The organism is Streptomyces sp. R11, assembly GCF_041051905.1.
Classification (GTDB): domain Bacteria; phylum Actinomycetota; class Actinomycetes; order Streptomycetales; family Streptomycetaceae; genus Streptomyces.
Window position 1 is genome coordinate 929,925 of sequence record NZ_CP163432.1, and the last position, 26,399, is coordinate 956,323.

A 26,399-nucleotide genomic window follows, 5' to 3' on the forward strand; every position below is an offset into this window, starting at 1 on the left:
GGTGGATGTCGCGCGACGCCCGCTGGAAGGCGCTGCTGGAGCTGCTCGTGGAGCGGGGCCGGCTGGACGTCGAGGAGGCGGCCGCCGAGCTGGAGGTCTCGGCCGCGACGATCCGCCGCGACTTCGACCAGCTCGCCGAGCAGCAGATGCTCGTCCGCACACGGGGCGGCGCGGTCGTACACGGAGTGTCGTACGAGCTGCCGCTGCGCTACAAGACGGCCCGGCACGCCTCCGAGAAGCAGCGCATCGCCAAGGCGGTGGCCGACCTCATCGCCCCCGGCGAGGCCGTCGGACTGACCGGCGGTACGACGACCACCGAGGTGGCGCGAGCCCTGGCCGTGCGCAGCGACCTCGCGTCCGGCTCGCCCGCGCTGACCGTCGTCACCAACGCGCTCAACATCGCCAATGAACTGGCCGTACGCCCCCAGTTCAAGATCGTGGTCACCGGCGGGGTGGCGCGCCCGCAGTCGTACGAGCTCATCGGGCCGCTCGCGGACGGGGTGCTGTCCCAGATCACGATCGACGTGGCGGTCCTCGGCGTCGTCGGCTTCGACGTCACGCACGGTGCCGCCGCGCACGACGAGGCGGAGGCGGCGATCAACCGGCTGCTGTGCGAGCGCGCCGAGCGCGTGGTCGTGGCCGCGGACTCCAGCAAGCTGGGCCAGCGGGCGTTCGCCCGGATCTGTGCGGCCGACGCGGTGAACACGCTGGTCACGGACACAGCGGCCGACCCGGCGACCCTGCGCCCCTTCGAGGAGGCGGGCCTGCAGGTCGTCGCGGTCTGAGACCCCGGACCCCGGAATCCCGCCACCCGACCCTCCTGCGGCCGACCTCACCTACGCTGGGAGCGAGGCGCATGGCGGGCCGAGGAGGCTGCGATGAGCACTACTCCGATCGAGACGGGCACACCGGGGGCGTCGCGGTACGTGCCGATCGCCGATCACGGCCTGATCGGCGATCTGCGCAGCGTGGCCCTCGTGGGCATCGACGGCACGATCGACTGGTACTGCTGCCCGGCCTTCGACGCGCCCAGCATCTTCGCGGCGATCCTGGATGCCGAGCGGGGCGGCTGCTTCGAGCTGGCGGCCTCCGTGCCGGCCCGGACCAAGCAGTTCTACTTCCCCGACACCAACGTCCTGATCACCAGGTTCTTCACCGAGGACGGCGTCGGCGAGGTGCAGGACTTCATGCCGGTCGACGGCGATGCGACCGAGGTCGAGCGGCACCGGCTGATCCGACGTGTGGTGTGCGTACGCGGCTCGATCCCGTTCCATACGCGCGTCGCGCCCCGCTTCGACTACGGCACCCGGACACACACCGTCCATATGCAGGACGACGTGGCGGTATTCGAGTCGGACGAGCTGTCGATCGGACTCACCTCCACCGTGCCGCTGGAGATCGACGGGCCGGACGTGCACGCCGACTTCAAGCTCTCCCAGGGTGAGTCGGCGGTGCTCGCGCTGGACCAGATCAGCGGGGCGCTCGCGCTGAAGCGGTGCGCGCGGACGGAGGCCGAGAGGCAGTTCAACAGCACGGTGGCGTACTGGCGGCACTGGCTGTCCGCCTCCAAGTACAAGGGCCGCTGGCGGGAGATGGTGCACCGCTCCGCGCTGACCCTGAAGCTGCTCACCTACGCGCCCACCGGCGCCATCGTCGCGGCGCCGACGACGAGCCTGCCCGAGCAGGTCGGCGGCGAACGCAACTGGGACTACCGGTACATGTGGGTGCGCGATGCCGCGTTCTGCGTGTACGCGATGCTGCGGCTGGGCTTCACCACCGAGGCCGAGGCCTTCATGAAGTTCCTGACCGAGCACGTCAGCCGCGGCGACGGCTCGCCCACCGGTCCGTTGCAGATCATGTACGGCATCGACGGCCGCACCGATCTGCCCGAGCGGGTGCTCGACCATCTGGAGGGCCATCTCGGCTCCGCTCCGGTGCGGGTCGGCAACGCCGCCTCCGACCAGCTCCAGCTCGACATCTACGGCGCGCTGGTCGACTCGATCTACCTGTACGACAAGTGGGCCCAGCCCATCTCCAGCGGCCAGTGGGACAACGTGTGCGCGCTGGTGGAGTGGGTGTGCGAGAACTGGGACCAGCCCGACGAGGGCATCTGGGAGACCCGCGGCGGCCGCAAGAACTTCCTGTACTCGCGGCTGATGTGCTGGGTGGCCATCGAGCGGGGCATCCGCATGGCCAACCGCCGCGGGCTGCCCGCCGATCTGCCGCGCTGGCAGGAGTACCGGGACAGGATCTACCGGCGGATCATGAGCCGGGGCTGGTCCGAGACCCGCAAGGCCTTCGTCCAGTGCGAGGACAGTGACGTACTGGACGCGGCCGTGCTGATGATGCCCATGGCCAAGTTCATCGCGCCGACCGACCCGAAGTGGCTGTCCACGCTCGACGCCCTCACCGAGGACCTGGTGTCCGACTCGCTGGTCTACCGCTACGACCCGGAGGCGAGCCCCGACGGACTGCGCGGCGACGAGGGCACGTTCTCGATCTGCTCGTTCTGGTACGTGGAGGCCATGGTCCGGGCCGGTCGGGTCGACGAGGCGCAACTGGCCTTCGAGAAGATGCTGACGTACGCCAACCATCTGGGCCTGTACGCCGAGGAGATCAGCCACACGGGCGAGCAACAGGGCAATTTCCCGCAGGCGTTCACCCATCTCGCCCTGATCAGTGCGGCGTTCAACCTGGATCGCGCCCTGGGCTGAGGCAAGAACCCCTCAGTGACCGTGCTCCGCGGTCCCGTCCTCGTGCCCGGGCGTCTCCGAGGCGGTCGCCGTCACACCTGCCCGCACGGTGAACTCCGCCGTGTGCACCTCCCCTTCGTGCTTGAAGTCGAGGAACAGCCGGTACGTCCCGCTGCTCGGCGCCGTCGCCGTGAACGAGATCTCCGGGCCGGGCTTGGTCCTGCCGTCGCCGGGCTCCCCGTTGGGGTGGACGTGGAGGTACGCGAGGTCGCCGGAGCGCAGGGCCACCAGGTGGCCGTAGGCGCCGAGGTAGGGCTGGAGGTCGGTGACGGGGCGGCCGCCCCGCGAGACCTCGAGCTTCAGCTCGCGCTCCTTGCCCGGACGCAGGACGCCGTCCAGCCGGACTTCGTAGCCGTGGACCTCGGCGGTCGTGTTCGGCGCCGGCAGTTGCTGCGGCTCGTAGGGGCCGGCGGCCGCCAGGTCCGCGCCGAGGGTGAGGTTCTCGGCGTCCTTCTTCGCCGGGGTGAAGTCGGCGAAGACGCGGTAGCCGCCCGCGCGAGGCAGTTCGACGGGGATGCTCCAGGTGCCGTCGGCGGCGCGGGTGGGGTGCAGATGACGGTAGGTGCCCAGGTCGCGTGAGGCCACGATGAGGTGGAGTTCCTTGTCGTGCTCGCGCCGGTAGGCGGTGACGGCACGTCCGTCGTCGTCGCGGATGACGAAGCTCAGGTCGGAGCGCTTTCCGGCCGTGACGCCCGGGGTCCGCAGGTCGAGGGTGTAGCCGCCCTCGGAGATCTGCAGCCCGCCGGCCGGCTTCGTCTCGTGCCCGCCGTGTCCGTCGCCGCCTTCCGGTGCCGCCGACGCCTCGCTGTGGCTCTCGTGGCGTGCGGGGGCGGGGTCGTCGACGACGGGGTCGACGCCTTTGCCCACGCCGTAGGCGGTGCCGAAGGTCGCGGCCAGCGCGGCGGCGAACGCGGTGATCCTCAGTCCGGCATGCATGGCGGTCTCCTGCGGGTTGGTCCTTCGATACGATCCTTCACTGCACTTCACAATACCCCTGGGGGGTATGAAGTCAACCTGCTCTCACGCTTGCCTTGACTACCCCCTAGGGGTATACATGGACACCGGCCAGGATACCCCTACCCCGTACCCCGGCCAACCGTGACAGAGCCCTTCGGGAGGAACCCATGACCACCACCACGTACGCCGTGTCCGGGATGAGCTGCGCTCACTGCAAGGCCACGCTCACCAAGGTCATCGGCGAGCTGGACGGCATCACCGAGGTCGGTGTCGATCTCGCGACCGGCCAGGTCACCGTCACCAGCGCCGGCGAGCCCGACGACGCCCTGATCACCGAGGTCGTCGACGAGGCCGGCTACGAGCTGACCGGCCGCGCCGCCTGACCCGCAACCCGAATCGCCGGGCCCGGCCGCACCGGGCTCCGCCCGCACCCCGCACGAGGAGCAGCGATGACCACCACCGCGTCCGACCCCACGACCGAGGTAGAGCTCGCCATCGGCGGCATGACCTGTGCCTCGTGCGCGGCGCGCATCGAGAAGAAGCTGAACCGCATGGACGGCGTCACCGCCACCGTCAACTACGCCACCGAGAAGGCGAAGGTGAGCTACGGCGGTGACGTGTCCGTCCAGGACCTCATCGCCACCGTGGAGAAGACGGGTTACACCGCGCAGGAGCCGGCGCCGCCCGTGCGGGACACCTCCGGGGGCACGGACGAGCCCGATGAACTGCGGCCACTGCGGGAACGGTTGATCACCGCCGTGACGCTCGCCGTGCCCGTCGTGGCCATGGCCATGATTCCGGCCCTGCAGTTCGAGTACTGGCAGTGGCTGTCGCTCACGCTGGCGGCGCCCGTCGTGACGTATGCCGGGTGGCCCTTCCACAAGGCGGCGTTCACCAATCTGCGGCACGGCGCGGCCACCATGGACACGCTGATCTCGGTCGGTACGTCGGCCGCGTTCGTGTGGTCGTTGTGGGCGCTGTACTTCGGTACGGCGGGCGAGCCGGGCATGACACACCCCTTCGAGCTGACCATCGTCCGCAGCGACGGCTCCGGGAACATCTATCTGGAGGCGGCCGCCGGCGTCATCGCCTTCATCCTGGCCGGGCGCTACTTCGAGGCCCGTTCCAAGCGCAAGGCGGGCGCGGCGCTGAAGGCGCTGCTGGAGCTGGGCGCCAAGGATGTGACGGTCCTGGGCGCGAGCGGCATCGAACGCACCATATCTGTCTCGGAGTTGAAGGCCGGCGACCGCTTCCTCGTGCGGCCCGGCGAGAAGATCGCCACCGACGGGACCGTCGTCGAGGGCTCGTCGGCGGTGGACGCCTCGATGCTCACCGGCGAGTCCGTGCCGGTCGAGGTGACCGTGGGCGACGCGGTCACCGGCGCCACGATCAACGCGGGCGGGCGGCTCGTCGTCGAGGCCACGCGGGTGGGCGCCGACACCCAACTCGCCCGGATGGCCAGGCTGGTGGAGGACGCGCAGAACGGCAAGGCCGCGGCGCAGCGGCTCGCGGACCGGATCTCCGCCGTCTTCGTGCCGATCGTGATCGCCCTCGCGCTGGGCACCCTCGGCTTCTGGCTGGGCAACGGGGTCGGGCCGGCCGCCGCCTTCACCGCCGCGGTCGCCGTACTGATCATCGCCTGCCCGTGCGCCCTGGGGCTGGCCACGCCGACCGCGCTGATGGTGGGCACCGGACGTGGCGCGCAGCTCGGGATCCTGATCAAGGGCCCGGAGGTGCTGGAGTCCACGCGCAAGGTCGACACGATCGTCCTCGACAAGACGGGCACCGTGACCACCGGCCGGATGACCCTGCTGGCCGTGCACACCGCGGACAACACCGATGAGGCCGAAGTCCTGCGTCTCGCGGGCGCGTTGGAGCACTCCTCGGAGCACCCGATCGCCCGTGCGGTGGCCGACGGGGCGGTGCAGAAGCTGGGTTCGCTGCCCACGCCGGAGGACTTCGGCAACGTACCCGGCCTAGGGGTGCAGGGCATCGTCGACGGGCATGCGGTCCTCGTGGGGCGCGAGCGCCTGCTGGGCGACTGGGCGATGGAACTGCCGGAGGAGCTGCGGCGGGCCAAGTCCGAGGCCGAGGCGGCCGGTCGTACCGCCATCGCGGTCGCCTGGGACGGTGAGGCGCGAGCGGTCCTCGAGGTCGCCGACGCGGTGAAGGAGACCAGCGCGGAGGCGATCCGGCGGCTGCGCGCCCTCGACCTCACCCCGATCCTGCTGACCGGCGACAACAAGGCCGTCGCACACGCCGTCGCCCGCGAGGTCGGGATCGACCCTGAGGACGTCATCGCCGAAGTGCTGCCACAGGACAAGGCCGATGTCGTCAAGCGGCTGCAGGGCGAGGGCCGTTCGGTGGCTATGGTCGGCGACGGCGTCAACGACGCGGCCGCGCTCGCCCGGGCCGACCTGGGCCTGGCGATGGGCACCGGCACGGACGCCGCGATCGAGGCGGGCGACCTCACCCTGGTGCGGGGCGACCTGCGTGCCGCCGCCGACGCCATCCGGCTGTCCCGCCGGACGCTCGGCACCATTCGGTCGAACCTGTTCTGGGCCTTCGCCTACAACGTCGGCGCCCTGCCGCTCGCCGCGGCCGGTCTGCTCAACCCGATGATCGCCGGAGCGGCCATGGCCTTCTCGTCGGTCTTCGTGGTCGGCAACTCGCTGCGCCTGCGCTCGTTCCGGGCCGCGAGCTGAATCGTCACGCAAAGGGGGCGCTGCTCAAGCGGCGCCCCCTTTTCTGTACGGTCGCTCAGCGGCTCATCAGCCGAACGCCTTCACAGCCTGGTAGTAGGTCCAGGCCGTGCTGTTGCAGGCGGTCTTCGACGCACCGCTGTAGCCGGCGCACACGCGCTTGAGGTCCTCGTAGAAGGCGCTGTCGATGCGCGACTTGTTGGCACTGAACGTGCCCAGCGCCTTGTAGTTGCGGTAGCCGAAGTCGTGCCGGGCGCAGGACGTGGAGAAGGGGAAGCCGAACGGGTTGTCCGGCGAGGAGGAACAGTAGTCCGTGGACCAGTCGAACCCGTACGCGGACCAGGCGGACTGGTTGGAGCGGGCGGCGACCCAGGAGTTGTAGCTCGACGCGCTGGTCTGGGTCCAGTTGGCGAGGACCTGGGGCTTGTCGGCGGGGGCGGCTTGTGCGGCCGTGGCGGTGGCGACGACGGCCATGAGGGAGAGGGCTGATGCGGCAAGACCGGTGGCGAGCGTGCGGTGCATTCCACACCTCCATGAGGCTGCGACCCGCCCATCGGGTCGCAGGTTCATGACAAGATGATTGACACCCCAACAGTCCTTTTACACCGCATGCGACCTAATGCGCCGTTAACTCTGGGACATGCGAGGAGATCAGGGGGTGAATTCGTGCTCCGCACGACGTGCCCCCGCCTGCCTGCGCCTACCCTCCCCCCGCAGGTCCACGGCCGTGACCGCCAGGGCCAGCGGCCCCGGGGCGAGGAACGCGAGCGGCACCAGCATCCAGGCGCACAGGGCCGCGGTCGCCACCGCGAGCAGCACCAGGCCACTGCCGCCCACGTCCTGTACGGAGTCCCGGGCGGCCCCGCGTACGGCCGCGCGCCAGTCGGTGAGCGACTCGCGGCGGGCGCAGGCCCTGAGGCCGACCACGACTGCGCACGCACCGATCGCGGCGGCCAGAACGGCGAACAGCGGCGCACCGGGCAGCCCCGCCCCGGCCAGCGCCAGGTCGCCGACCAGCAGCACGCCCGCCGACGCGAGGCCGGGTATGAGGGCGAGGTAACCGCTCGCCGGTGCGTCCCAGTTGGAGTCGGACATGGCCTCACCGCGCCCCAGCTGGGTGTTCTCCACGGAGCCGTCGAGCTGGGTGGTCTGCTCGGCGGGCGAGACGACGCCCTCGCGGCGGAGCTCGTCGGTGAAGGTCCACCAGCGGGTCAGGTCGTCGGCCGTGAGCCGAGCCCGCCGTCCTTGGTGTAGAGGGACTTGCCCTGGCCGCGCAGCCAGACCTCGAAGCAGTCCTCGCTCTGCCCGGGGTCGGTGGCGCCGGGCTTGCCGGTCTTCTGTGCCAGGGCCCGCATGGCGTCGGCCCACGCGCTCCAGGTCCAGCTCCCGCCCGGGAGCGGAACGCCGGACTCCTTCCACGCCTTGACGTCGTAGGCGACGGTCTCGGTGCCGCGGCCCTGCGGAATCGCGTACTGCGTCCCGTCCAGCCGCCCGGTCGCCAGCAGGCCCGCGCCGATCTCGCCGGTGCGCAGTACGGCCTTCTGCTTCGCAAGGTCGAGCAGGACGTCACCGGAGGCGTACTGGTCGATCTGCCGGTAGTCGAGCTGCACGACATCGGGGGCGTCCCCGCCCGCCGCCTGGGTGGCGAGCTTCTGCTTGTAGGCGTCGTAGGCCGAGAACGACGTCTGCACCTGGACGTTCGGGTGCTGTTTCTCGAACAGGGCGACGGCCTGCTCGGTGCGCTCCGCGCGGTCGGGGTTGCCCCACCACGTGTAGCGCAGCACGAGCTTGCCGCCGCCGACCGATTCTCCGGACCCCCCGCAGCCGGCCGGCATCGCGCAGAGCACGAGTGCGGCGGTCGACGCGCAGAACCCCTTTGTCCTGTGTCCGGGCATGCCGAGGTCACCTCTCCTTTCCTCGGGCTTTCTGTTGGCCCCCTCGGCCCCCCCCCCTTGGCCTGCTCGCCTTCGGCCTGAGACTCGCCGACTGAGACTCGTCGGCCGGTTACTCGCCGCCGTAGGGCAGCGTCGTCCCGGGCAGGTTGTACTCGTCTCGGCGCCCGCACATGCCGAAGCCGCCGCGTCTGGTGGGCGCGGCCTCGTATACGGTCGCGTCGGCGAGATACGCCGGCTCGCCCGCCTCCAGCGCTTCGAGCTGGGCGCCCGTGCGCTCGGCCGTGGCCAGCGCGCCGGCCCGCCACAGCTCCCGCCAGTTCGGCACCTTGGCGCGCACGAGCCGCGCGGCGGCGCGCTGGAACTCGGCGTACGGGCCGTTGTCCCCGGCGACGAGTGCCTCGCGCAGCGCGAGGTACCCCTCGACGGCGAGGTCCCGGCGGCGGCGCGCGGCAGCCGCCGTCTCCGGTCCGGTACCGGGGGGAAGCGATGCCGCGGCGGCGTATTCCTCGGGGTCGGCGAGCACCTCGGCCGGGAAGGTGAACACCGCGTCCCCGGCCTCTGGCAGCCCGCTGTTCTGCATCAGCACCGTGATGCGCAGGTCACCGCCCTGGACCATACGGTGGACGGTCCCCGGCGTGAACCAGGCGACCGAGCCCGGCTCCAGGGGGACATCCCGGTAGCCGTCCGGGCTCAGCGTCTGAACGGCCCCTCGGCCGCCGGTGACGACGTACGCCTCCGTGCACACCAGGTGCAGATGAGGGCTGCCGCCGCACACACCGTCGGCGGCCTCCCACTCATAGGCGCTGAGGTGCGACAGGCCGACGGCGCCGGGCAGCGGATGCGGAAGGTTCGACTTCACCACTGCAATCCCTCCAGGTGAGCGCCCACCCGCTCCCGGTCCCAGGCCCCGTCGGCGACGACCATCCGGTAGCGGTAGGCGAAGGAGTCGCCCGGCGGCAGCTCGAACTCCTCGAAGAACGCCCAGGAGAACGCCACCGTGGGGATCGGCTCGGAGCGCACGAACCAGTGGGACTCGTGGATCGCGGCCTGCTCGTCGAGGTTCTCGGGCGCGTGCGCGAAGACGAGGGTGGAGTGCCCGTCGGTGTCGTCGTGCTCGGTGGTGAAGGCGAGCCACGGGCCCTGTGTGCCCATCAGCTTGCCGGCGTCCGAGCCCGCTCCCCCGTCGAGGTCGGGGCCGAAGGCGGTGCCTCCGGTGAAGTCCCGGGGGCCGCGCCACTGGAGTCCGGTGTAGCCGGCCATCTCACGGCCGGCGGTGGTGGGCGAGCCGAAGGCCAGGGGCTCGGCACGGACGTTGGTGAGCCGGATCGACCAGTCCAGGGTCCAGGCGCCGGTCTCCTCGTCCACCGAGTGGACGGTCAGCCCGCGCGCCTCGCGCGCCCACTCCTCGCCGCCGTTCTCGACCCAGGTGAGCTCCTCGCGGAAGGCGAGCCGGTCGTCCTCGACCGTGAACTCGGTGAAGCCGTCGTGCCGCATGGAGCCGACCCGCTCGGGCAGGGGGAGATAACCCTCGCCGTGGACGTAGCAGTTACCGCCCCAGAAGTTCTGTCCCGACAGATGGCTCGCCGTCATCTGCAGGCCCTTGTGCCAGCGGTGGTCGTTGGGCCGGTAGCCGGTCACGGTGTGCCCGGCTAGGGTGCGCACGGGGTGGGCGTAGGGCTTGCGGGACTCGAACGCCTCCGGGTCGGGGCGGTAGACGTAGCGCAGGATCTCGGTGCCGTTCGCGGCCGTGACGGCGATGTGGTCGCCGTGCGCGTGGGTGACGCGGATGCTCATGCGCGCTCCTTGGGGGCCCAGTGGGGGTGGTCGCCGTGCATGGCCGGGTAGAACGGGTCGCCGGGCCGGATCTCGCCCGCGTGTACCGGGCTCCCCGTGAACGCCGCCTTGTAGAGGGCGGCGGCGAAGTCGAGGGTGGCCCGGGCGTCGGGGCCGCTGCCGGGCGGCCGGACACCGCTGTCGTAGGCGTCGAGGAGGGCGCCGAGCTGTGCCGTGTGGGAGCTGGGCAGGTCCGCAGCGGGGGTGCGCCAGGCGGTGGCGCGCTCGGCGGGGACGTGCGGGGCCGGGGTGTAGACCCAGTCGTCGTTGCGGTGGCCGTACAGGTGGGTGAGCTCGACGGTGCCGTCGGCGCAGTCGACGCGGATGCGGCTCACCTCCTGCGGGGACAGCACGCTGTTGACGACGGTGGCGAGGGCGCCGTTCGCGAAGCGTACGAGGGCCGTCGAGACGTCCTCGCTCTCGGTGTCGTGCACCAGGCGCGCGGCCATGGCCCGTATCTCCGCCCACGGACCGAGCAGGTGCAGCAGCAGGTCGAACTGGTGGATGCCGTGCCCCATCGTCGGTCCGCCGCCCTCGGTGGCCCAGCGCCCGCGCCACGGCACCGCGTAGTAGGCGGCGTCGCGGTGCCAGGTCGTCTGACAGTGCGCGACCAGCGGGGCGCCCAGCTCGCCGCTCGTGATCAGCTCACGGGCGTGCACGGCGCCGGAGCCGTAGCGGTGCTGGAAGACCACGGACGCATACGCCCCCGACGCCTCCTCGGCCGCCGCGATGTCGTCGTACTCGGCGAGCGACAGACACAGCGGCTTCTCGCACAGCACCCAGGCGCCCGCCTTGAGCGCGGCGACCGTCTGCTCCCGGTGCAGCGACGGCGGCGTGCCGATCAGGACCAGGTCGGGGCGTACGGCGTCCAGCATCTCGCCGGTCGAGGTGTACCCGGCGACGTCCTCGCCCGCGAGCGCCCGGAAGGCGTCCAGCCGGGCCTGGTCCACGTCGACGGCGGCGACCAGCTCCACCCGGTCGGGGTGGGATCTCAGCGCGGGGAGGTGACTGCCGCTGACGATGGCGCCGGTGCCGATCACCGCGACGCGGCGGCGGGCGGGGCTTGGGGGCATGCAGTTCTCCTCGGACGGCGGACAGCCCGCTCAGAAAGCGCTTGCACTTCGAGGGCGACCCTAGGCAGGGACGGAATGTAAGGACAACCCCTATGCGGCGAGATGAGCAAAGCCCGACCCGTTCGGCTCGGCCCACCTCCCGCACGCTCCCCTTTTCGACCGCCGCTCAGACGAACGAAGATCACATGCCTGTCAGGGCTTTGGCACGCTTCAACTCCCCTTCACAGACGGCCCGTTGACAGTGCTGGACATCCGCGTCACGGTGATGGCCCGTCGTGCTCGGGAGGTCACCGAATGACAGCAGCCGGCACCGATACCGATTTGGTCAACCGCGTCCGGGCACTGCGCCCACTGGTCCGCGAACACGCGCTGCGCGCCGAGCAGGAGCGGCGGGTCACCCCCGAGGTCGCGGCGGCGCTGACGGACGCCGGCATCCACCGGATGAACGTCCCCCGGCGATACGGCGGCCACCAGAGCCGGCTGCGCACCCAGGTCGACGCGGTGGCCGAGATCGCCTCGGCATGCGGCTCGACGGCGTTCAAGACGGTGATCCAGGCCGGCTGCTCCTACATCGCGGCGCTCTTCCCCGACGAGGCGCAGGACGAGATCTTCACCAACCCGGACGCGAAGGTCGGCGGCACCCTCGTCCCGGACGCGACGGCGGTCCGCGCGGACGGCGGCTACGTGGTCAACGGCACCTCGGGCTTCGCCACCGGCTGCCACGACGCCGACTGGCACCTGCTGACGGTCCGGGTCGAGTCCGAGTCGGGTGAGGGGCCGCCGGAGCTGCTGTGGACGGCCGTACCGATGGCCGAGCTGGAGATTCTGGACGACTGGTACGTGTCGGGGCTGGCCGGGACCGGCAGCGACAGCGTCGTGGCGCGGGACGTCTTCGTGCCGGCCCATCGGGTCCTGCCGGTCGGGCCGCTGCTGGCGGGCGAGGTCGGGTCGAAGACCAACGCCGACGACCCGTTCTACCGGATGCCGGTCCTGCTGCTGTTCTGCGTGTGGACGGCGCCCAACGCGCTCGGCCTGGCCCGTTCCGCACTGGCGGAGTTCACCGAGCGCAGCCGGCGGCGGGGCATCACGTACACCCCGCACCAGCGCCAGAGCGAGGCCACGGTCACCCATCTCCAGGCGGCCGAGGCGGCCATGAAGATCTCCTGCGCCGAGCTGCTGACCGCCGAGTTCGTCGCCCTGATCGAGTCGCGGGCCGAGTCGGGCGAGCCGTACACGCCCGAGGAGCGGGCCAGGATCCGGGCGCAGAGCGGCTATGTGGCGCGGCTGTGCAAGGAGGCCGTCGATCTGCTCGGCTCCGCGGCCGGGGCGTCGTCGCTGCACCGGGACGTGCCGATCCAGCGGGCGGTGCGCGATCTGCACGCACTGAGTCTTCACGCGTTCGTGAATCCCGCGACCAACCTGGAGATCTACGGCCGGGTCCTGTCCGGAGTCGACCCGGGCACGCCCTTTCTGTGAGCCCCTGGGGCGGGGTCCTTTCTGGGAGCCCCTGGGGTGGGGTCACCCCTTGTTCAGGAAGCGCCGCAGCCGGGTCAGCGGCCAGGTGTTGATCACGTCGTCCTTGGTGAGCCAGCCGCGCTGGGCCGTGCCCACGCCGTAGCGCAGGTTGGCCAGATGGGTGACGGCGTGGGCGTCGCTGTCGACGGCGAACTTCACGCCGTGCCGCCTGGCCCGCAGGATGTCCTCGTCCCGCAGGTCGAGCCGGTCGGGATGGGAGTTGATCTCCAGGGCCGTGCCGGTGCTCGCGCACGCGGCGAACACGGCGTCGAGGTCCACGTCGATGCCGGGGCGCTTGCCGATGAGTCGGGTGGTGGGGTGGCCGATGATGTGCACGTGCGGGTTCTCGCAGGCCCGGACGATCCGCCGGGTCAGCGCCTCGCGCCCCTGGTTGAAGTGCGAGTGCACCGAGGCCACGCACAGGTCGAAGCCGACGAGGAACTCCGCGGGCCAGTCCACGTCGCCGTCGGGGCCGATGTTCAGCTCGGCACCGTGCAGCACCCGCATGCCGGCCCGTTTGCCCCGCTTGCCGTACTCCCCGTCGAGCTCTCGGACGCGTTCACGCTGGGCCAGGATCCGTTCGTCGGTCATCCGCTGCATGGCCATGTCCGGGCCGTGGTCGGTGACCGCGTAGTAGGCGTAGCCGCGCTCGGCGGCCGCGGCGACCATCTCCTCCAGTGGCGCGAGCCCGTCGGTGAGGTCGGTGTGGGTGTGCAGATCGCCCCGGATGTCGTTCTCCTGGATCAGGTCGGGCAGCTCGCCGCGCAGTCCGGCCTCGATCTCGCCCCGGTCCTCACGCAGGGTGGGCGGGATCCAGGGCAGGCCGAGCCGGGCGTACACGTCCTCCTCCGTCTCGGAGACGATCTTCTTGCCGGACTCGGTGTCGAAGAGCCCGTACTCGGAGAGTTTGAGCTTCTTGTGGACGGCCATCTCCCGGGTGCGGATGTTGTGCGCCTTCGAGCCGGTGAAGTACTGCATCGCCGCGCCCCAGGAGTCGGGCGGGACGACGCGCAGGTCGACCTGGAGGCCCTTGGTGGTACGGATCGACGTCTTCTTCGCGCCGTGCGCGATGACCTCCGAGACGTACGGCAGCTCGGTGAAGGCCCGCATGATCGGCTCCGCCTTCCCCGCCGCGACGAGGATGTCGATGTCGCCGATCGTCTCTCGGACGCGGCGCAGCGAGCCGGCGTAGGAGCAGCGCTTGCAGCCGGTCACCTGGGACATCTCGGCGACGATGTCCTCGGCGAGGCTCATGGCGGCGTCGATCAGGACGCGGTCGCCGGCGGACTGGAGCAGGGCGATGCCGTGCAGGATGTTCTCCTCGGTCTTCGGCCCGAAGCCCTTCAGGTCGCGCAGTCGCTCCTCGTGGATGGCGTCGGCGAGCTCCTCGGTCGTGGAGATGCCCAGCTCCTGGTAGATGAGCAGTGCCTTCTTCGGGCCGAGCGTGGGGATGGCGGTCAGCTGCCGGACGCCGGCGGGGATCTTCGCCCGCAGTTCCTCGACGGCGGAGACGCTGCCACTGGAGAAGTACTCGACGACCTTCTCGGCGATCGACTTGCCGACGTTCGGGATCTCCTTGAGGGCCTTGACGTCGAGCCTGGACACGTCGGCGTGGTGGCCGCCGATCGCCCGGGCGGCCTTCTCGTAGACACGTGCCCTGAACGCGTCTCCTCCGGTGATGGAGATCAGATCCGCGTACTCCTGGAACAGTGCGGCGACCTCGTCGTTGGACCGAGCCACACCTCAAGGGTAGGCAAGGTGGGTCCGGGCGGCGCGGTGCCGGACGAGCCGCCCGTTTCCCCCTGCCCCGGTACCGGCCTCCCTACTGGCCCAGAGGTGTGGGGGGAGTCGTCGTGGAGGCGTCGGGTTCGGGTGTCCGGGTCGGGATCGGAGGGTGCGCCGGAGTCGCCAGTTCCGTCGTCAGGGCGTCGATGATCCTGCGCGCCAGGAGGGGGTCGGCCGGCAGGGTGTGGGCGGCGAACCAGCGGGCGGCCGAGGGGTCGGGGGACGGTTCGACGAACTCGGCGCCCGCGTAGTCGTCCAGCGGCGGGTCGTAGACATAGCCCGCGACCACGCCGTGGTCGACCAGGCGTGCCAAGAGGGCGTTGCGGCCGTGGACCAGAAGCGGCACCCGGAACAGTCCCGGAGAGCCGTCGTGTGCCGTACGGTCACGCAGGGCCGGGGTGGCCCAGGTGGTGCCGGCGAGCAGCGAGACACCGGCCCGGCGCCGGGCGAGGTCACCGTCGAGCAGCGCCATCCGCAACTCCAACTGCCCCCGGACCAGGGCCCCGTGGCGGGAGCGGAAGCCGTGCAGGTCGACCCGGACCCAGGGCTCATAAGCGGCCAGGCTCGGCGCGTGGCGTGCGCTGCCGGCGAGGCGGGGTGCGTGCAAGGCCATGCGGAAGTCGTCGCGTTCGAGCAGCCCCAGGCGCTGCATCGTGCGCCAGACCGGGCGCACCAGGTGCAGCGAGCGGACGGCGGACCGTGCCAGTGGGCGCAGTGTGGTGGTCAGGTCGTGGCGGAGGCGGCGCGGGGTCAGCAGGTCGTCGCGCAGCAGCTCCAGTTCCCGTCGGGTGCGTACGTCGTCGACGGCGAGGAAACCGCCGGCCATCCCCGCCACATGCTTGGACAGGCTGAACGCCGCCGCCTGCCCGAAGGTGCCGATCGGCTGTCCGTCCACATGCGTGCCGATGGCGTGCGCCGCGTCCTCGATCAGGGGGATCCCCAACTCGTCGCAGCGGCGGCGCAGTTCGACGACCCGGTCCGGCATGCCGTACAGGTTGGTGGTCAGGACGGCGTCCACGTTGCGCCACGTGGTGTCCGGTACGGCGGCCGGGTCGATGTTGCCGTCCCACTGGGACACGGGGGCTTGTACGGGGCGCAGTCCGGCGGCGAGGACGACGAAGAGGATCACGTCGTCGTTCACCGGGGACATCAGCACCCGCCCGCCCGGCCGGCACCAGCGCCGCAGCGCCAGGTACAGGGCCAGTCGGGCCGAGGGCGTGTAGACGCATTCGCGTCCGATGCGCCGTGTCATCATCGCGGCGAGCCGCGATCCGTACGGCATGGTCACCTCTTCCGTGGAAGGGTCCGACGAGGGTCCGCCCGAGGCGGGCGGTGTGCGCTCGCGGGCATCGTGAGGGGCCCCGTGCAGGGGTTCCGAGGCAGCGAGGGCGGGGGCTACGACGCCGAGGCGGCGAAGGACGAGGGACGGGCCCCGCTCAGCGGGCGCGGGCTCCCGCTCCCGGTGAGTGGGTCAGGACCGAGGTGCGCAGCGAGCCGACGGTCTTCAGCAGCCGGTCGGCGGGCTCGCGCAGCCCGGGGTGGGCCAGGACCGTGTTTCTGAGGCCGCGCACCGGTCTGCGCCACATCCGGTGTGCCGCCGCCACCGGGTGCGGGCGCACCGCGAACCCCTCGGCCACCCGCAGTTCACGGGACTTCAGCCAGTCCTTGTACTCCTTCTCGCCGCGCCCCATGTCCATGACCGTCACACCGTCCCGGCCCGCGGCGTCGGCCATCCGCAGATGCATCATCAGTCCGGGCGAGTAGTAGCCGAACTCGGGGTCGTAGGCGGTGAACCAGGCCGCGAACACCGTGCGCGACCTCGGCCCGAAGTGCGCGGCGACCGGCCGGTCACCGGCGTACACCACGGACAGGATGCCCGTGAAGTGCTCCTCGCGGACCTGGAAGAGGTGGTCCACCAGATCGACGATCCACGGCTTGGAGAAGCGGTCCATCCGCCCCGTTCTGCGGTACTGGGCGGACTTCCACCGCATGAGGGTGCGCAGCACGCGCGGGTCGCGCTCGTCGTACACGAAACGCACCTCGCCCACGTTCCGCCCCAGGCGTCGCTCCTTCTTCAGCGTCGTCTTGGCGAGCCCCGGGTACGCGCCGCGCAGCCAGTCGGCGTAACTGCCCTCGCCGGGCTTGAGGTCGAGCACGGGTGAGGCGAACGTCCCCGTGACGTAGGGGCCGAAGGGCTTCTGCTCCTCGACGAGGTGGTCGAACTCGAAGACGGACAGATTGCAGGCCCGCAGCAGTTCCCGGGTGTCCCAGGTGACGCCCGGCCGGTGCACCAAGGCCTGGCAGTCGGAGAGCCCCAGGCCGATGGCCTTGCCGACGCCGTACGCGTTGCGCTCGTAGGGCAGGAAGCCGACGGCCTCCCCGTCCTCGTGCAGGACCGCCACCCGCGCTCCACCGCGGGACCTGCCGACCCCGATCGCGAACTCCGGCGCCAGGAACGGGTTGGCGTAGTCGGGCGACTCGTCCATCGCCCGGTGCCACGCCCGGCGCAGCGACTTGTTCAGTTCCTCGGGTCTGTGAATCGTGATGGCGCTAGTGGACCGCATGGCGACCGCTCCCCCCAGAATCCCCCAAAGAAGCGCCTGATGGCGCCTCGCCGCATTTCCCCCAAGTCGAACCTTGCGGCGAGGCTCAAACGTCGCGAAACAGCACGCACGCTGTCAAGATGCCTGATGAATCCTTTAGCTGTGCTTGGTATCCAAGGCGCGACGGCGGCTCGGGTCAGCGGATCGCGACGATGACGTGACTGTCGCCGTACTGCCAGACGACACCGGTATGGCCGAACCCCGCCTGCCGCAGCAGCCGTTCGTGCGCGGCCACGGACAGGTGCGCCGCGCTGTCGGTCCCGGCGGCCGGCTGCCGTCGGCATCGGCGTCGGCGTTCGGCGAGGAGGTCGGCCAGCTCGGGATCGGCCGCGACGGACGCCCACCAGGCGTCCCAGTCCTCGTGCGCGAGAGCGTGCCCCCGCTCGGCATGGCGGCGTCCGACACACCCCGCCAGTCCGGCGAGCGCGGTGTCGTCGTGCGGGAAGTGGTCGCCGTTGACGAGGACGCCGCCGGGCCGCAGCAGCGCGGCGAGTTGCCGGTAGGTGCGGTGCAGGGCGTCCTGGCTGAGGTAGTGCAGTGCCGTCGTCGACACGGCCGCGTCGATCGGGCGGTCGAGGCACAGGGCGTGGGTCCAGCCCTCCTCGCCGATCACCGCGTCGACGTAGCGGGCCGCGTCGGCGTGATGGGTGCGGGCCAGCTCCAGCAGCAGCGGGTCCATGTCCACGCCCACGATGTCCGCGTACGGCAGCCGCCGGGCCAGCCGGGCCGCCAGGGAGCCGGGACCGCAGCCGAGGTCGACGACCAGCGGTCGGTCCGAGCGGCCGGTCAAGGCCTGTTCCACGACATCGGCGATCACCGTGAAACGCTCCTCGCGGTCGACGGCGTACCGCTGCTGCTGACGCTCCCAGCGCTCCACCCACCGCTCCGCCGTCGCCAGGCTCAGCCCCATCCCGTCGTGCACCTCGCCGTTCCGCACCCGTCCGCACCGTCTGCGCAGACCCTACAGGTGGAAACGGTTCCCATTCCCTCTGATGGCGGTACGTCACCCGAGCGTGGCAAGGACGGTCAACAAACGGTCCACCTCCTCGGCGGTGTTGTAGACGTGCAGACTCACCCGCACCGAGCCGGTCCGCTCCCCCGCGCTGCCCTGGCAGTGCTGGTCGGAGCGGATCATGAAGCCGTGGCTGAAGAGGATGAAGCCGAGGTCCGAGGAGTCGATGGCGTGGTGGCGGAAGGTGACGATGCCCTGGCGCCGCTGCACGGACGAGTCGGCGGCCAGGCTGCTCTGGCAGCCGAGGATCTCGTAGGCGTCGAGGTGGCGCAGACCGTCGGTGAGGCGGGCCGCCAGGGCGACCGTCCACTGCTCGATCCGTTCGGTGCCGGCCTCGTCCAGCCAGTCCAGGGCGCTGGTGAGGGACGCGATGCCGACCGTGTTGGGGGTGCCCGACCAGCCGCCCGGCGTGAATTGCGGCCCGCGTGCCTGGCGGGCCCAGACGGCCCCCGTGCCGGGCAGGGCCATGGCCTTGTGCCCGGAGAAGACGACGAAGTCGACGTCCAGCTCGGCCACGGACACCGGCAGATGGCCGACGCTCTGGGCGGCGTCCAGGCAGATGACCGCGTCCGGGCCGACCGCCTGCCGGATGCGGTGGATGTTCATGTTGCCGCCGTACACATGGTGGACGTGGCTCGCGGCGACGAACCGGGTGCGCGGGCCCGCCAGTCGGGTGAGCGCTGTGTGGTCGTAGTCCCCGGATGCCCGCTGGTACGGCATCGGCCGCACGCCGATGTGCACGCCCTGCCGGGCCAGTTCCCGCTGGACCTCCAGCCAGGGCGCGATGTTGGCCTCGTGGTCGGCCACGGGGACCACGACCTCGTCCCCGTCGGTCAGGAATCGGGGCAGCCAGTCACGGGCGATGGTGCGCAGGCCCTCGGTGGTGCCGCTCGTGAAGTGCACGGCCGAGCGTTCCGGCACGGGGTCGTCGAAAAACAGTTTCACCCGGTCGCGGGCCTGCTCGACCAGGGCCGTGGTCTGGTTGGCCCAGGGGTAGGTGCCGCGTCCGGCGTTGGCGTTCGTCGTGGTGAGGTAGGTGTGGACGGTGTCGAGCACGTCCTGGGGTTTCTGGGCGGTGGCCGCGCTGTCGAGGTAGGCCAGTTCCGGGTGCGCGGTGACGATCGGGAACCGGGAGCGCAGCGCACGCTGCCACGCCCCCAACTCCTCGACGGCTGCGGTCCCTTGTGCGTCGGTCCTGGGCAGGGTCATGGGCGTCAGTCCCGTACGAGAGGTGCGCCCGCGTCGCGCCAGGCGATGATGCCGCCGGTCAGGCTGCGGACGTCCGGATGCCCCATCCGGGTCAGCAGGGCGGCGTGGCGGGCGGACTTCTCGCCGACCGGGCAGGCCAGCAGAACGGGGCGGCTGCGGCTGAACGGCAGTCCGCCGTGGAGGAGTTCCTCGAACAGTTCATCGACGATGTTGACCGAGCCGTCGATGTGCAGGGCGGCGTACGCGTAGGGACTGCGCAGGTCGACGACGAGCGGTTCGCCGGCGGCGATCCACTTCTGGGCGTCGGCGACGCCGATGGCGGGCGCCGTGCGCACCTCGGCGTCCGAGAGGTCGGCCGGGGAGTTCCTGCGGCGCGGGCGGCCGAAGAGGTCGGGGCGCCGCTGCCGCACGTAGCCAAGGTAGCTCTCGACGCGGTCGCAGACGATGAAGACCGCCGACTGCCGAGCCGGGGATTCCTCGTCGTGCCGCCCCTCCAACTCGTCGTCGATGGAGCGCAGTTGGCGTACGGCCCCGAAGTAGGCGGCGCCTCCGGTGGGTCCGGCGAGGATGCCGCAGCGGCGGTTGAGAGTCAGCATCCCCTCGATCGCCTCGTCGGCGCCGACCGCCTCGATCGTGTCGTAGGTGCCAGGGTCGAACAGGCCCACCTCGTGCGCCTCGTCGATGGTGCGGATGCCGGGGATGAAGTCGGACTTGGCCGCGACCAGGCCGGCGACCCGGACGGCGGGGTCGTGCTCGCGCAGGGCGCGGGCGACGCCGGTGGAGGAACCGGCGGTGCCCACGCAGGCGATGAACCAGTCCGGGGCCCGGCCGTCCAGGTCCTTCACGATCTCCGGGCCGGTGCCGGTGAAGTGGGCTTCTGTGTTGCGCGGGTTGAAGTACTGGTCGGTGTGCAGATACGTGCTGTCCGGCTCGGAGAGGGTGCGGTGGAACAGGGTGAGCGGGTCATCGGTCGCGGTCGGATCCAGGCACTCGCTCTGGCCGGGCAGTTCCTCGATCTCCGCGCCCAACAGCAGGAGCAGGTCCTTGATCTCGGGGATGCGCATCCTGTTGGTGACGCTCTTGAAGGTCAGGCCGTGCATGCCCGCGAGTACGGCCAGGGCCTTGGCGGTGTTGCCGCTCGACAGCTCGACGACCTGGCCCTCCCCGGCCGCGGCGGCCAGGTGCGGACGCGCCATGTTCCAAGCGGCCCGGTCCTTCACCGATCCGAAGGGGTTGAGCAACTCCAGCTTGGCGTACAGGTCGATGTGCCTCAGGCCGTGCACGGTCGGGTCGATGCGCACCAGCGGTGTGTTGCCGATGGCCTCGGTGATGCTGTCGTACCTCACTGCGCTCCCCCCACGGGTGTGGTCGGCCAGTACTGGTCGTCCAGGCACCAGCGCCACGCGTCGCCCTCCTGCCAGGCGGCGGCCTTGCGCGCGACGGGCTGGTGCTGGGCACGGGTGGCGTGGAAGTCCATGCAGTAGCCGGCCGTGTTGGCGAAGGCCAGCAGGTCGCCCGCTTCGGGGCGGCGGGGCAGGAAGACCGTGCGGCGGGTGATCAGGTCGGACTCCAGACACAGGTTGCCGAAGAGGTGAACGGCGACGGGTTCGGTACGGGTCTCGGTGCCGACACCGGCGGCGCCACGCGTCGTGGTTCGTGGCAGGACGACGGGGTCCATGAGCACCCCGTGCTCCTCCAGGGCCACGTCGTCGGCCTTCGCCGCCAGCCGTACGGCAAGGGGGCCGCCGGCCTCCTGGGCGCGTACCTCCAGCACCTTCGTCAGGGTCAGTCCGCACTGGTCGAGCAGTGCTCGGCCGGGTTCGGTGTGCAGGTCGTAGAGGTGCTCGAGGAGTTGGGCGGCCAGCGGGCGGCCGCCGAAGGACGCGGCCGGGTGCGTGAGCAGTTCGTCGAGGTAGTGGGCGCCGGCGACCGGGCGGTGAGCGGGGTACAGGCCGAGCGTGCCGCGCAGGGTGCCCGCATCGTTGCGGAGGCCGTAGCCGTGGCCGCCGTACGTCAGCGGTGGGCGGGTGCCCAGGACGGCTTCGGTGAGTTCGGTGGTGTACCGGTCCCATTGGCCGCCGTCGGCAAGGTAGTTGGTGCCGAAGCCGCCGCCGAGGTCCACGGCCCGGGGCCTGAGCCCGCGGCTGCGGCACTCCTCCAGCACCCGCAGACAGCCCTCCAGTGCCGTGGCCTTCTCGGTGAGGCTCGTCGTGTCCAGGTGGTACGCCACGCCGACCAGGTCGACGACGTCGCCGTGCCGCTCGACGGCCTCCAGCAGCGGCTCCAACTCGCCCACGTCCGTACCGAATCGGCTGCGGCGGCTCAGCACTCGTACGCCGGACGCCTCGAAGCCCGACAGCCGGAGCAGGATGCGGGTCCTGGGCAGCGCGTGTTTGCGCACCAGCGTGGCGAGTTGTTCCAGCTCGCCTCGTGTGTCGAGGTTGACGGTGACCGACGTACGGGCCGCCAGCCACAGGAATTCCGGGTTCTTCGGCCCCGTCGCGGTGATCCGGTCGGGGGTGAAGCCGGCGCCGAGGGCGTGCTGCAGTTCCCCGAGGGAAGCGACGTCCACGCCGGCGTCCGTGGCGGCGAGCCGACGCAGCAGGGCGCTGGACCGGTTGGCCTTGTGGGCGAAGTACACCTGGCCGGAGAGATGGTGGCTGCCGTACACCGAGCGGAACTGCTGGAGATTGTCGGCGAGTTGGTCGGGCACGACGACGTTCAACGGCGACCCGAGGCCATCCGTGAGCGTGTGCAACAGGCCCGGTTCGTTCAGCAACGAGTGCAGCCGCGACTCCAGCCGCGGTTCGAGAAACAAGGGCTGCCCGCCCATGCCTGGCCCCTCCTCAGCGCTGCGGGCCCGACACTCCGGGCGCTGACGGACACTCCCCGCGGTTTGCCGTATAGCTCCTTTCCCTGGCCGCGCGTGGTCTACGCCCCGTACCTGCCCTGCTGGGCGGTACGTCAACAGGTGGGCTGAAAATCACCGTGCCCCTGACTGACCAGGGGCTGGTCCCGGAGCCGCCCATTCCGTGATAGGGACACTTCAGTTGACGCGACAGACGGGTGGGGGCGCTGTGTTCGGTGGACGTGCGGCAGTCGTCCTGGTCGTGGCGGGTGTACTGGGGCTGTTCGGGTGCGCCGACTCGCCCGCACCGCCGACCTCGGCTTCACCCCCGCCGTCGCAGGCGAGGACCTCCCCCGCTGTCACGCCCTCGCCTTCCGCGTCCCGGAGTCCCTCGACGTCCCGGAGTCCCTCGCCGGTCCCGGTCACCGGGCCGGATCAGGTGCTCGTGACCATGGTGGTCACCGGCGGCTACGCGGGCGTGCACAAGGAGGTGACCCTGCGGGGCGACGGCACCGTACACACCGACGACAAGGGGGAACGCGCCGTCCGCCGCACCGGCGCTGCGGAGTTCACCGAGCTGCGGACGCTGCTCGGCGATCCGGCGCTGGACGAAGTCTCCGACTTCACGCGGGACATGGAGGGGGCGGACATGTTCCAGTACAAGCTCCGCTTCGACGGCCGGACCGTCATGACGGACCGCTCCGTCGACGAACCGGCCCTCGACCGGCTCGTCGACGCGCTGAGCGAGTGGCTGCCGAAACGGTGACCCCGGCCGGCCACGCCGCGCCGAAGCTGACCCGGCAGTTCGCGATCAGCCGGCCTGACCGGCGATGTTGACCATCCACGTGATGCCGAAGCGGTCCGTACACATGCCGAAGACGTCGCCCCACATCTGCTTGTCCAGCGGCACGGTCACCGTGGCGCCGTCGGACAGCTTCTCCCAGTAGCCGCGCAGTTCGGCGTCGTCGTCGCCGCTGAGACTGACGGAGATGTTGTTGCCGGGCCGGTGGTCGTCCGTCGGGGTGTCGGCGCCCATCAGGGTGAAGCCGTTGGGGGCCTCCAGCATGCCGTGCATGATCTTGTCGGCCATCGGGGTGTCCTGCTGACCGAACTCGCCGTAGGTGTTGAGCACAAGGGTGCCGCCGAAGACGTCCTTGTAGAACTCCATCGCCTGCCGGGCGTCGCCGGCGAAGGTGATGTAGGGGTTGAGACGCGAGGCCATGAATCCTCCAGGAATGGGGCCGGAAGCCGACTGCAAGGAAGGTAGCGCGGGCCACTGACAACGGCCCGCGCACACGACCACATGGCCTACGGCGCACCGCCTACAGGGTGCGCTCCAGCCGGTCCGCCACCAGCTTCACGAACCGCGCGGGGTCCTTCGGCTGACCGCCCTCGGCGAGCACCGCCAGCGTGTGGAGCAGGTCGGCGGACTCGGCGAGCTCGGTGCGGTCCTCCCGCTCCTTGTACGCCTGGTTCAGGCCCTTCACCAGCGGGTGGCCGGGGTTGAGCTCCAGGATCCGCTTGGTGCGCGGCACCTCCTGGCCCATCGCCCGGTACATGTTCTCCAGGGCCGGCGTCAGGTCGTGCGCGTCCGAGACGACACAGGCCGCGGAGACGGTGAGCCGCGCGGACAGGCGCACCTCCTTGATGTCGTCGTCCAGCTGCTCCCGCATCCAGCCGAGCAGAGCGGCGTAGTCCTCGGCCTGCTTCTCGCGCTCCTCGCCGGCCTTCTCGTCGCCCTCGGCCGCCAGGTCGATCTCACCCTTGGTGACGGAGCGCAGCTGCTTGCCCTCGTACTCGCCCACGGCGTCGACCCACACCTCGTCGACGGGGTCGGTGAGCAGCAGGACCTCGATGCCCTTGTCGCGGAACGCCTCCATGTGCGGGGAGTTCTCGATGCTCTGCCGGGACTCGCCGGTGATGTAGTAGATGTCGTCCTGGCCGTCCTTCATCCGCTCGACGTACTGGGCCAGTGTGGTCGGCTCGTCGTCGGCGTGGGTGGTGGCGAAGGACGACACGGCGAGGATGGCGTCGCGGTTCTCGGTGTCGGTGAGCAGGCCCTCCTTGACGACGGTGCCGAACTCCCGCCAGAAGGTGGCGTAGCGGTCGGTGTCCTTGGTCATGAACTCCTTGACCGTGGACAGGACCTTCTTCGTCAGCCGGCGCTGCATCATCCGGATGTGCCGGTCCTGCTGGAGGATCTCGCGGGAGACGTTCAGCGAGAGGTCGGCCGCGTCGACGACGCCCTTGACGAAGCGGAGGTACGGCGGCAGCAGCGCCTCGCAGTCGTCCATGATGAAGACGCGCTTCACATAGAGCTGCACGCCACGCTTGAAGTCACGCGTGAACAGGTCGTGCGGGGCGTGGGAGGGGACGAACAGCAGGGCCTGGTACTCGAAGGTGCCCTCCGCCTGCAGCCGGATCGTCTCCAGCGGCTCGCGCCAGTCGTGGCTGATGTGCTTGTACAGCTCGTGGTACTCGTCGTCGGAGACCTCGTCGCGCGAACGCGCCCACAGGGCCTTCATGGAGTTCAGCGTCTCGGGCTCGCGCGCGGTGTCCCCGTCGCCGTCACCGTCGCCCGGGGCGGCAGCCTCCGGGACCATCCGGATCGGCCAGGTGATGAAGTCCGAGTACCGCTTGACGATCTCCCTGATCTTCCACGGCGAGGTGTAGTCGTGGAGCTGGTTCTCGGGGTCGGCGGGCTTGAGGTGGAGCGTGACCGACGTGCCCTGCGGCGCCTCGGTGACCGTCTCCAGCGTGTACGTGGCCTCGCCGCGCGACGTCCAGCGGGTGCCCTGGCTCTCGCCTGCCCGCCGGGTCACCAGCGTCACCTCGTCCGCCGCCATGAAACCGGAGTAGAAGCCGACGCCGAACTGGCCGATCAGCCCCTCCGCCCCGGCCGCGTCCTTGGCCTCCTTCAACTCCTGGAGGAAGGTGGCCGTGCCCGAGTTGGCGATGGTGCCGATGAGCTTGCCCACTTCGTCGTACGACATCCCGATGCCGTTGTCCCGCACCGTGAGGGTGCGGGCCTCCTTGTCGACGTCGATCTCGATGTGCAGATCTGACACGTCGGCGTCGAGGGCGTCGTCCCGCAGCTTCTCCAGGCGCAGCTTGTCGAGCGCGTCGGATGCGTTGGAGACGAGCTCCCGCAGGAAGACATCCTTGTTCGAGTAGACCGAGTGGATCATCAGCTGCAGCAGCTGACGGGCCTCTACCTGGAACTCAAACGTCTCGGTCGGCATGGTTAGCGAGTACCTCACAGGATCTGTCACCGGAACTGGTCGCAGTCACTGTAAGACACGAGGTCAGCGCGGAGTGGCGTGTTACCGAACGTAGTGGGTCAGACGAGGTGGGCGAAGACGACCAGGTTGGCGGTGTAGTCCTTGACCTGGCGGTCGTAGTCCCCGGCACACGTGATGAGCCGGACCTGGGCCCGGGCGGTGTCGCGGTAGACGCGCTCGCTGGGGAATGTGTCCTTGTCGAAGGTCTCCGCGCTGTCGACCACGAAGGACGCCTTGCGTCCGTCGGCCCGCAGCACCTGGAAGCGGTCCCCCTTCTCCAGCTCGCTCAGCCTCGCGAAGACCGCGGCGGAGGTGGCCGTGTCCACGTGGCCGGCGATGATCGACGTGCCCGTCTCACCTGGGGACGCCCCCTTGGCGTACCAGCCGACGAGATTGGTGTCGTGGGCCGGCGGGGGGTTGAGCCGGCCGGCACTGCCGATGGCGAGGTCGGTGAAGGGCGCGTCGACCGAGATCTTGGGGATGAGCAGCCGCACCGGCCGGGACCGCGCCAGATGCTTGCCCACGGGGCGCCGGGCCTGCGAGTCCGACCTGGCCCCCGGTGGGGCATGGGATTCGGCCTCCCCCGGAGCCTGCGAACCGACCGCCGGCAAGGCCTGCTGTGCACGGCCGCCGTCGGACGCCCCGTCCTGGGCTCCGGGCAGGGTCACCACCAGAACCAAGGCGGCGACCACGCTCCAGAACGTCACCGCGGCCGCGCGCCTTATCCGCCGCGAGGTCGCGGAACCGGTGTCGGAACGGGCCGGGTCGTTCTCGGGGGACGAGGGACAGCCGGCGGCCATGGGGCACCACCTCACTCGGGCACAGCAGCGGACACAGCAGGACGGAGAAATACGGGGAGGACAGGGGGGACGACCCGCGGGACCGCCGCGACGCACGGCGCACGTGCGGCGGCCACAGCGGCTATGTCATCGG

The 26,399-nt window shown here is 70.7% G+C and carries 21 protein-coding genes and 1 pseudogene; 6 read left to right on the forward strand and 16 right to left on the reverse strand.

Annotated elements, in window-relative coordinates:
* The first annotated feature begins 5 nt into the window (after positions 1-5).
* Together AB5J55_RS04280 and AB5J55_RS04285 are read left to right on the forward strand one after the other, a co-directional pair.
* A complete protein-coding gene (locus tag AB5J55_RS04280) occupies positions 6-785 on the forward strand; it encodes a DeoR/GlpR family DNA-binding transcription regulator (protein ID WP_369269362.1) in 780 nt (259 codons plus the stop codon).
* Between the two features lie 93 nt (positions 786-878).
* Positions 879-2,714 (forward strand): glycoside hydrolase family 15 protein, encoded by a 1,836-nt coding sequence (locus AB5J55_RS04285; protein WP_369269363.1) that lies wholly within the window; start codon positions 879-881, stop codon positions 2,712-2,714.
* A 12-nt stretch (positions 2,715-2,726) separates the two neighbouring features.
* Here AB5J55_RS04285 and AB5J55_RS04290 read toward each other — a convergent pair whose 3' ends face one another.
* Complete coding sequence (locus tag AB5J55_RS04290) at positions 2,727-3,689, reverse strand: hypothetical protein (protein WP_369269364.1); 963 nt, start codon at positions 3,687-3,689, stop codon at positions 2,727-2,729.
* 188 nt (positions 3,690-3,877) lie between these two features.
* Between AB5J55_RS04290 and AB5J55_RS04295 the strand changes: the two genes are divergently transcribed.
* Together AB5J55_RS04295 and AB5J55_RS04300 are read left to right on the forward strand one after the other, a co-directional pair.
* Positions 3,878-4,093: a heavy-metal-associated domain-containing protein gene (locus tag AB5J55_RS04295; RefSeq protein WP_369269365.1), complete on the forward strand. Its 216-nt coding sequence runs from the start codon at positions 3,878-3,880 to the stop codon at positions 4,091-4,093.
* A 66-nt stretch (positions 4,094-4,159) separates the two neighbouring features.
* Positions 4,160-6,415 carry a heavy metal translocating P-type ATPase gene (locus AB5J55_RS04300; protein WP_369269366.1) on the forward strand — a complete coding sequence of 752 codons (2,256 nt, stop codon included), beginning with the start codon at positions 4,160-4,162 and terminating at the stop codon, positions 6,413-6,415.
* A gap of 66 nt (positions 6,416-6,481) precedes the next feature.
* On the opposite strand, the gene AB5J55_RS04305 is transcribed toward AB5J55_RS04300, so the two are convergent.
* From AB5J55_RS04305 to AB5J55_RS04325, 5 genes and pseudogenes are all read right to left on the reverse strand, one after another.
* Positions 6,482-6,934: a phospholipase gene (locus AB5J55_RS04305; protein WP_369269367.1), complete on the reverse strand. Its 453-nt coding sequence runs from the start codon at positions 6,932-6,934 to the stop codon at positions 6,482-6,484.
* A gap of 519 nt (positions 6,935-7,453) precedes the next feature.
* Positions 7,454-8,307, reverse strand: a pseudogene (locus AB5J55_RS04310) (ABC transporter substrate-binding protein); the annotation flags it as partial.
* A 109-nt stretch (positions 8,308-8,416) separates the two neighbouring features.
* Complete coding sequence (locus tag AB5J55_RS04315) at positions 8,417-9,169, reverse strand: cupin (RefSeq protein ID WP_369269368.1); 753 nt, start codon at positions 9,167-9,169, stop codon at positions 8,417-8,419.
* Positions 9,163-10,101 carry a PmoA family protein gene (locus tag AB5J55_RS04320; RefSeq protein WP_369269369.1) on the reverse strand — a complete coding sequence of 313 codons (939 nt, stop codon included), beginning with the start codon at positions 10,099-10,101 and terminating at the stop codon, positions 9,163-9,165. The genes AB5J55_RS04315 and AB5J55_RS04320 overlap by 7 nt, the downstream gene beginning before the upstream one ends.
* A complete protein-coding gene (locus AB5J55_RS04325; RefSeq protein ID WP_369269370.1) occupies positions 10,098-11,213 on the reverse strand; it encodes a Gfo/Idh/MocA family protein in 1,116 nt (371 codons plus the stop codon). The genes AB5J55_RS04320 and AB5J55_RS04325 overlap by 4 nt, the downstream gene beginning before the upstream one ends.
* Positions 11,214-11,507: 294 nt before the next feature.
* Here AB5J55_RS04325 and AB5J55_RS04330 point away from each other — a divergent pair, with 294 nt between their 5' ends.
* Positions 11,508-12,689 carry a flavin-dependent monooxygenase gene (locus tag AB5J55_RS04330; RefSeq protein ID WP_369269371.1) on the forward strand — a complete coding sequence of 394 codons (1,182 nt, stop codon included), beginning with the start codon at positions 11,508-11,510 and terminating at the stop codon, positions 12,687-12,689.
* Positions 12,690-12,731: 42 nt separating this feature from the next.
* Here the strand turns inward: AB5J55_RS04330 and polX are convergent, their stop codons facing one another.
* From polX to AB5J55_RS04365, 7 genes are all read right to left on the reverse strand, one after another.
* Positions 12,732-14,468: a DNA polymerase/3'-5' exonuclease PolX gene (polX, locus tag AB5J55_RS04335; RefSeq protein WP_369269372.1), complete on the reverse strand. Its 1,737-nt coding sequence runs from the start codon at positions 14,466-14,468 to the stop codon at positions 12,732-12,734.
* Between the two features lie 82 nt (positions 14,469-14,550).
* Positions 14,551-15,795: a DegT/DnrJ/EryC1/StrS family aminotransferase gene (locus AB5J55_RS04340; RefSeq protein WP_369269373.1), complete on the reverse strand. Its 1,245-nt coding sequence runs from the start codon at positions 15,793-15,795 to the stop codon at positions 14,551-14,553.
* A gap of 154 nt (positions 15,796-15,949) precedes the next feature.
* On the reverse strand, positions 15,950-17,077 hold the full coding sequence (locus AB5J55_RS04345) for a GNAT family N-acetyltransferase (RefSeq protein WP_369269374.1): 1,128 nt from the start codon (positions 17,075-17,077) through the stop codon (positions 15,950-15,952).
* Between the two features lie 175 nt (positions 17,078-17,252).
* Positions 17,253-18,026: a trans-aconitate 2-methyltransferase gene (locus tag AB5J55_RS04350; protein ID WP_369276086.1), complete on the reverse strand. Its 774-nt coding sequence runs from the start codon at positions 18,024-18,026 to the stop codon at positions 17,253-17,255.
* A gap of 93 nt (positions 18,027-18,119) precedes the next feature.
* On the reverse strand, positions 18,120-19,337 hold the full coding sequence (locus tag AB5J55_RS04355) for an aminotransferase class V-fold PLP-dependent enzyme (RefSeq protein WP_369269375.1): 1,218 nt from the start codon (positions 19,335-19,337) through the stop codon (positions 18,120-18,122).
* A 5-nt stretch (positions 19,338-19,342) separates the two neighbouring features.
* Positions 19,343-20,683 (reverse strand): pyridoxal-phosphate dependent enzyme, encoded by a 1,341-nt coding sequence (locus tag AB5J55_RS04360; protein ID WP_369269376.1) that lies wholly within the window; start codon positions 20,681-20,683, stop codon positions 19,343-19,345.
* Entirely contained in the window at positions 20,680-22,170 is a 1,491-nt protein-coding gene (locus tag AB5J55_RS04365) for a Y4yA family PLP-dependent enzyme (protein WP_369269377.1), read from the reverse strand. Before AB5J55_RS04365 ends, AB5J55_RS04360 begins: the two co-directional genes overlap by 4 nt.
* Positions 22,171-22,630: 460 nt before the next feature.
* Here AB5J55_RS04365 and AB5J55_RS04370 point away from each other — a divergent pair, with 460 nt between their 5' ends.
* Positions 22,631-22,951 carry a hypothetical protein gene (locus AB5J55_RS04370; RefSeq protein ID WP_369269378.1) on the forward strand — a complete coding sequence of 107 codons (321 nt, stop codon included), beginning with the start codon at positions 22,631-22,633 and terminating at the stop codon, positions 22,949-22,951.
* Positions 22,952-22,996: 45 nt separating this feature from the next.
* Here AB5J55_RS04370 and AB5J55_RS04375 read toward each other — a convergent pair whose 3' ends face one another.
* The 3 genes from AB5J55_RS04375 to AB5J55_RS04385 all read right to left on the reverse strand — a co-directional run bounded on the left by AB5J55_RS04375 (position 22,997) and on the right by AB5J55_RS04385 (position 26,266).
* On the reverse strand, positions 22,997-23,407 hold the full coding sequence (locus tag AB5J55_RS04375) for a VOC family protein (protein WP_328883449.1): 411 nt from the start codon (positions 23,405-23,407) through the stop codon (positions 22,997-22,999).
* A gap of 100 nt (positions 23,408-23,507) precedes the next feature.
* Complete coding sequence (gene htpG, locus AB5J55_RS04380; protein ID WP_369269379.1) at positions 23,508-25,427, reverse strand: molecular chaperone HtpG; 1,920 nt, start codon at positions 25,425-25,427, stop codon at positions 23,508-23,510.
* A 98-nt stretch (positions 25,428-25,525) separates the two neighbouring features.
* Positions 25,526-26,266 (reverse strand): class F sortase, encoded by a 741-nt coding sequence (locus tag AB5J55_RS04385; protein WP_369269380.1) that lies wholly within the window; start codon positions 26,264-26,266, stop codon positions 25,526-25,528.
* Positions 26,267-26,399: the final 133 nt, after the last annotated feature.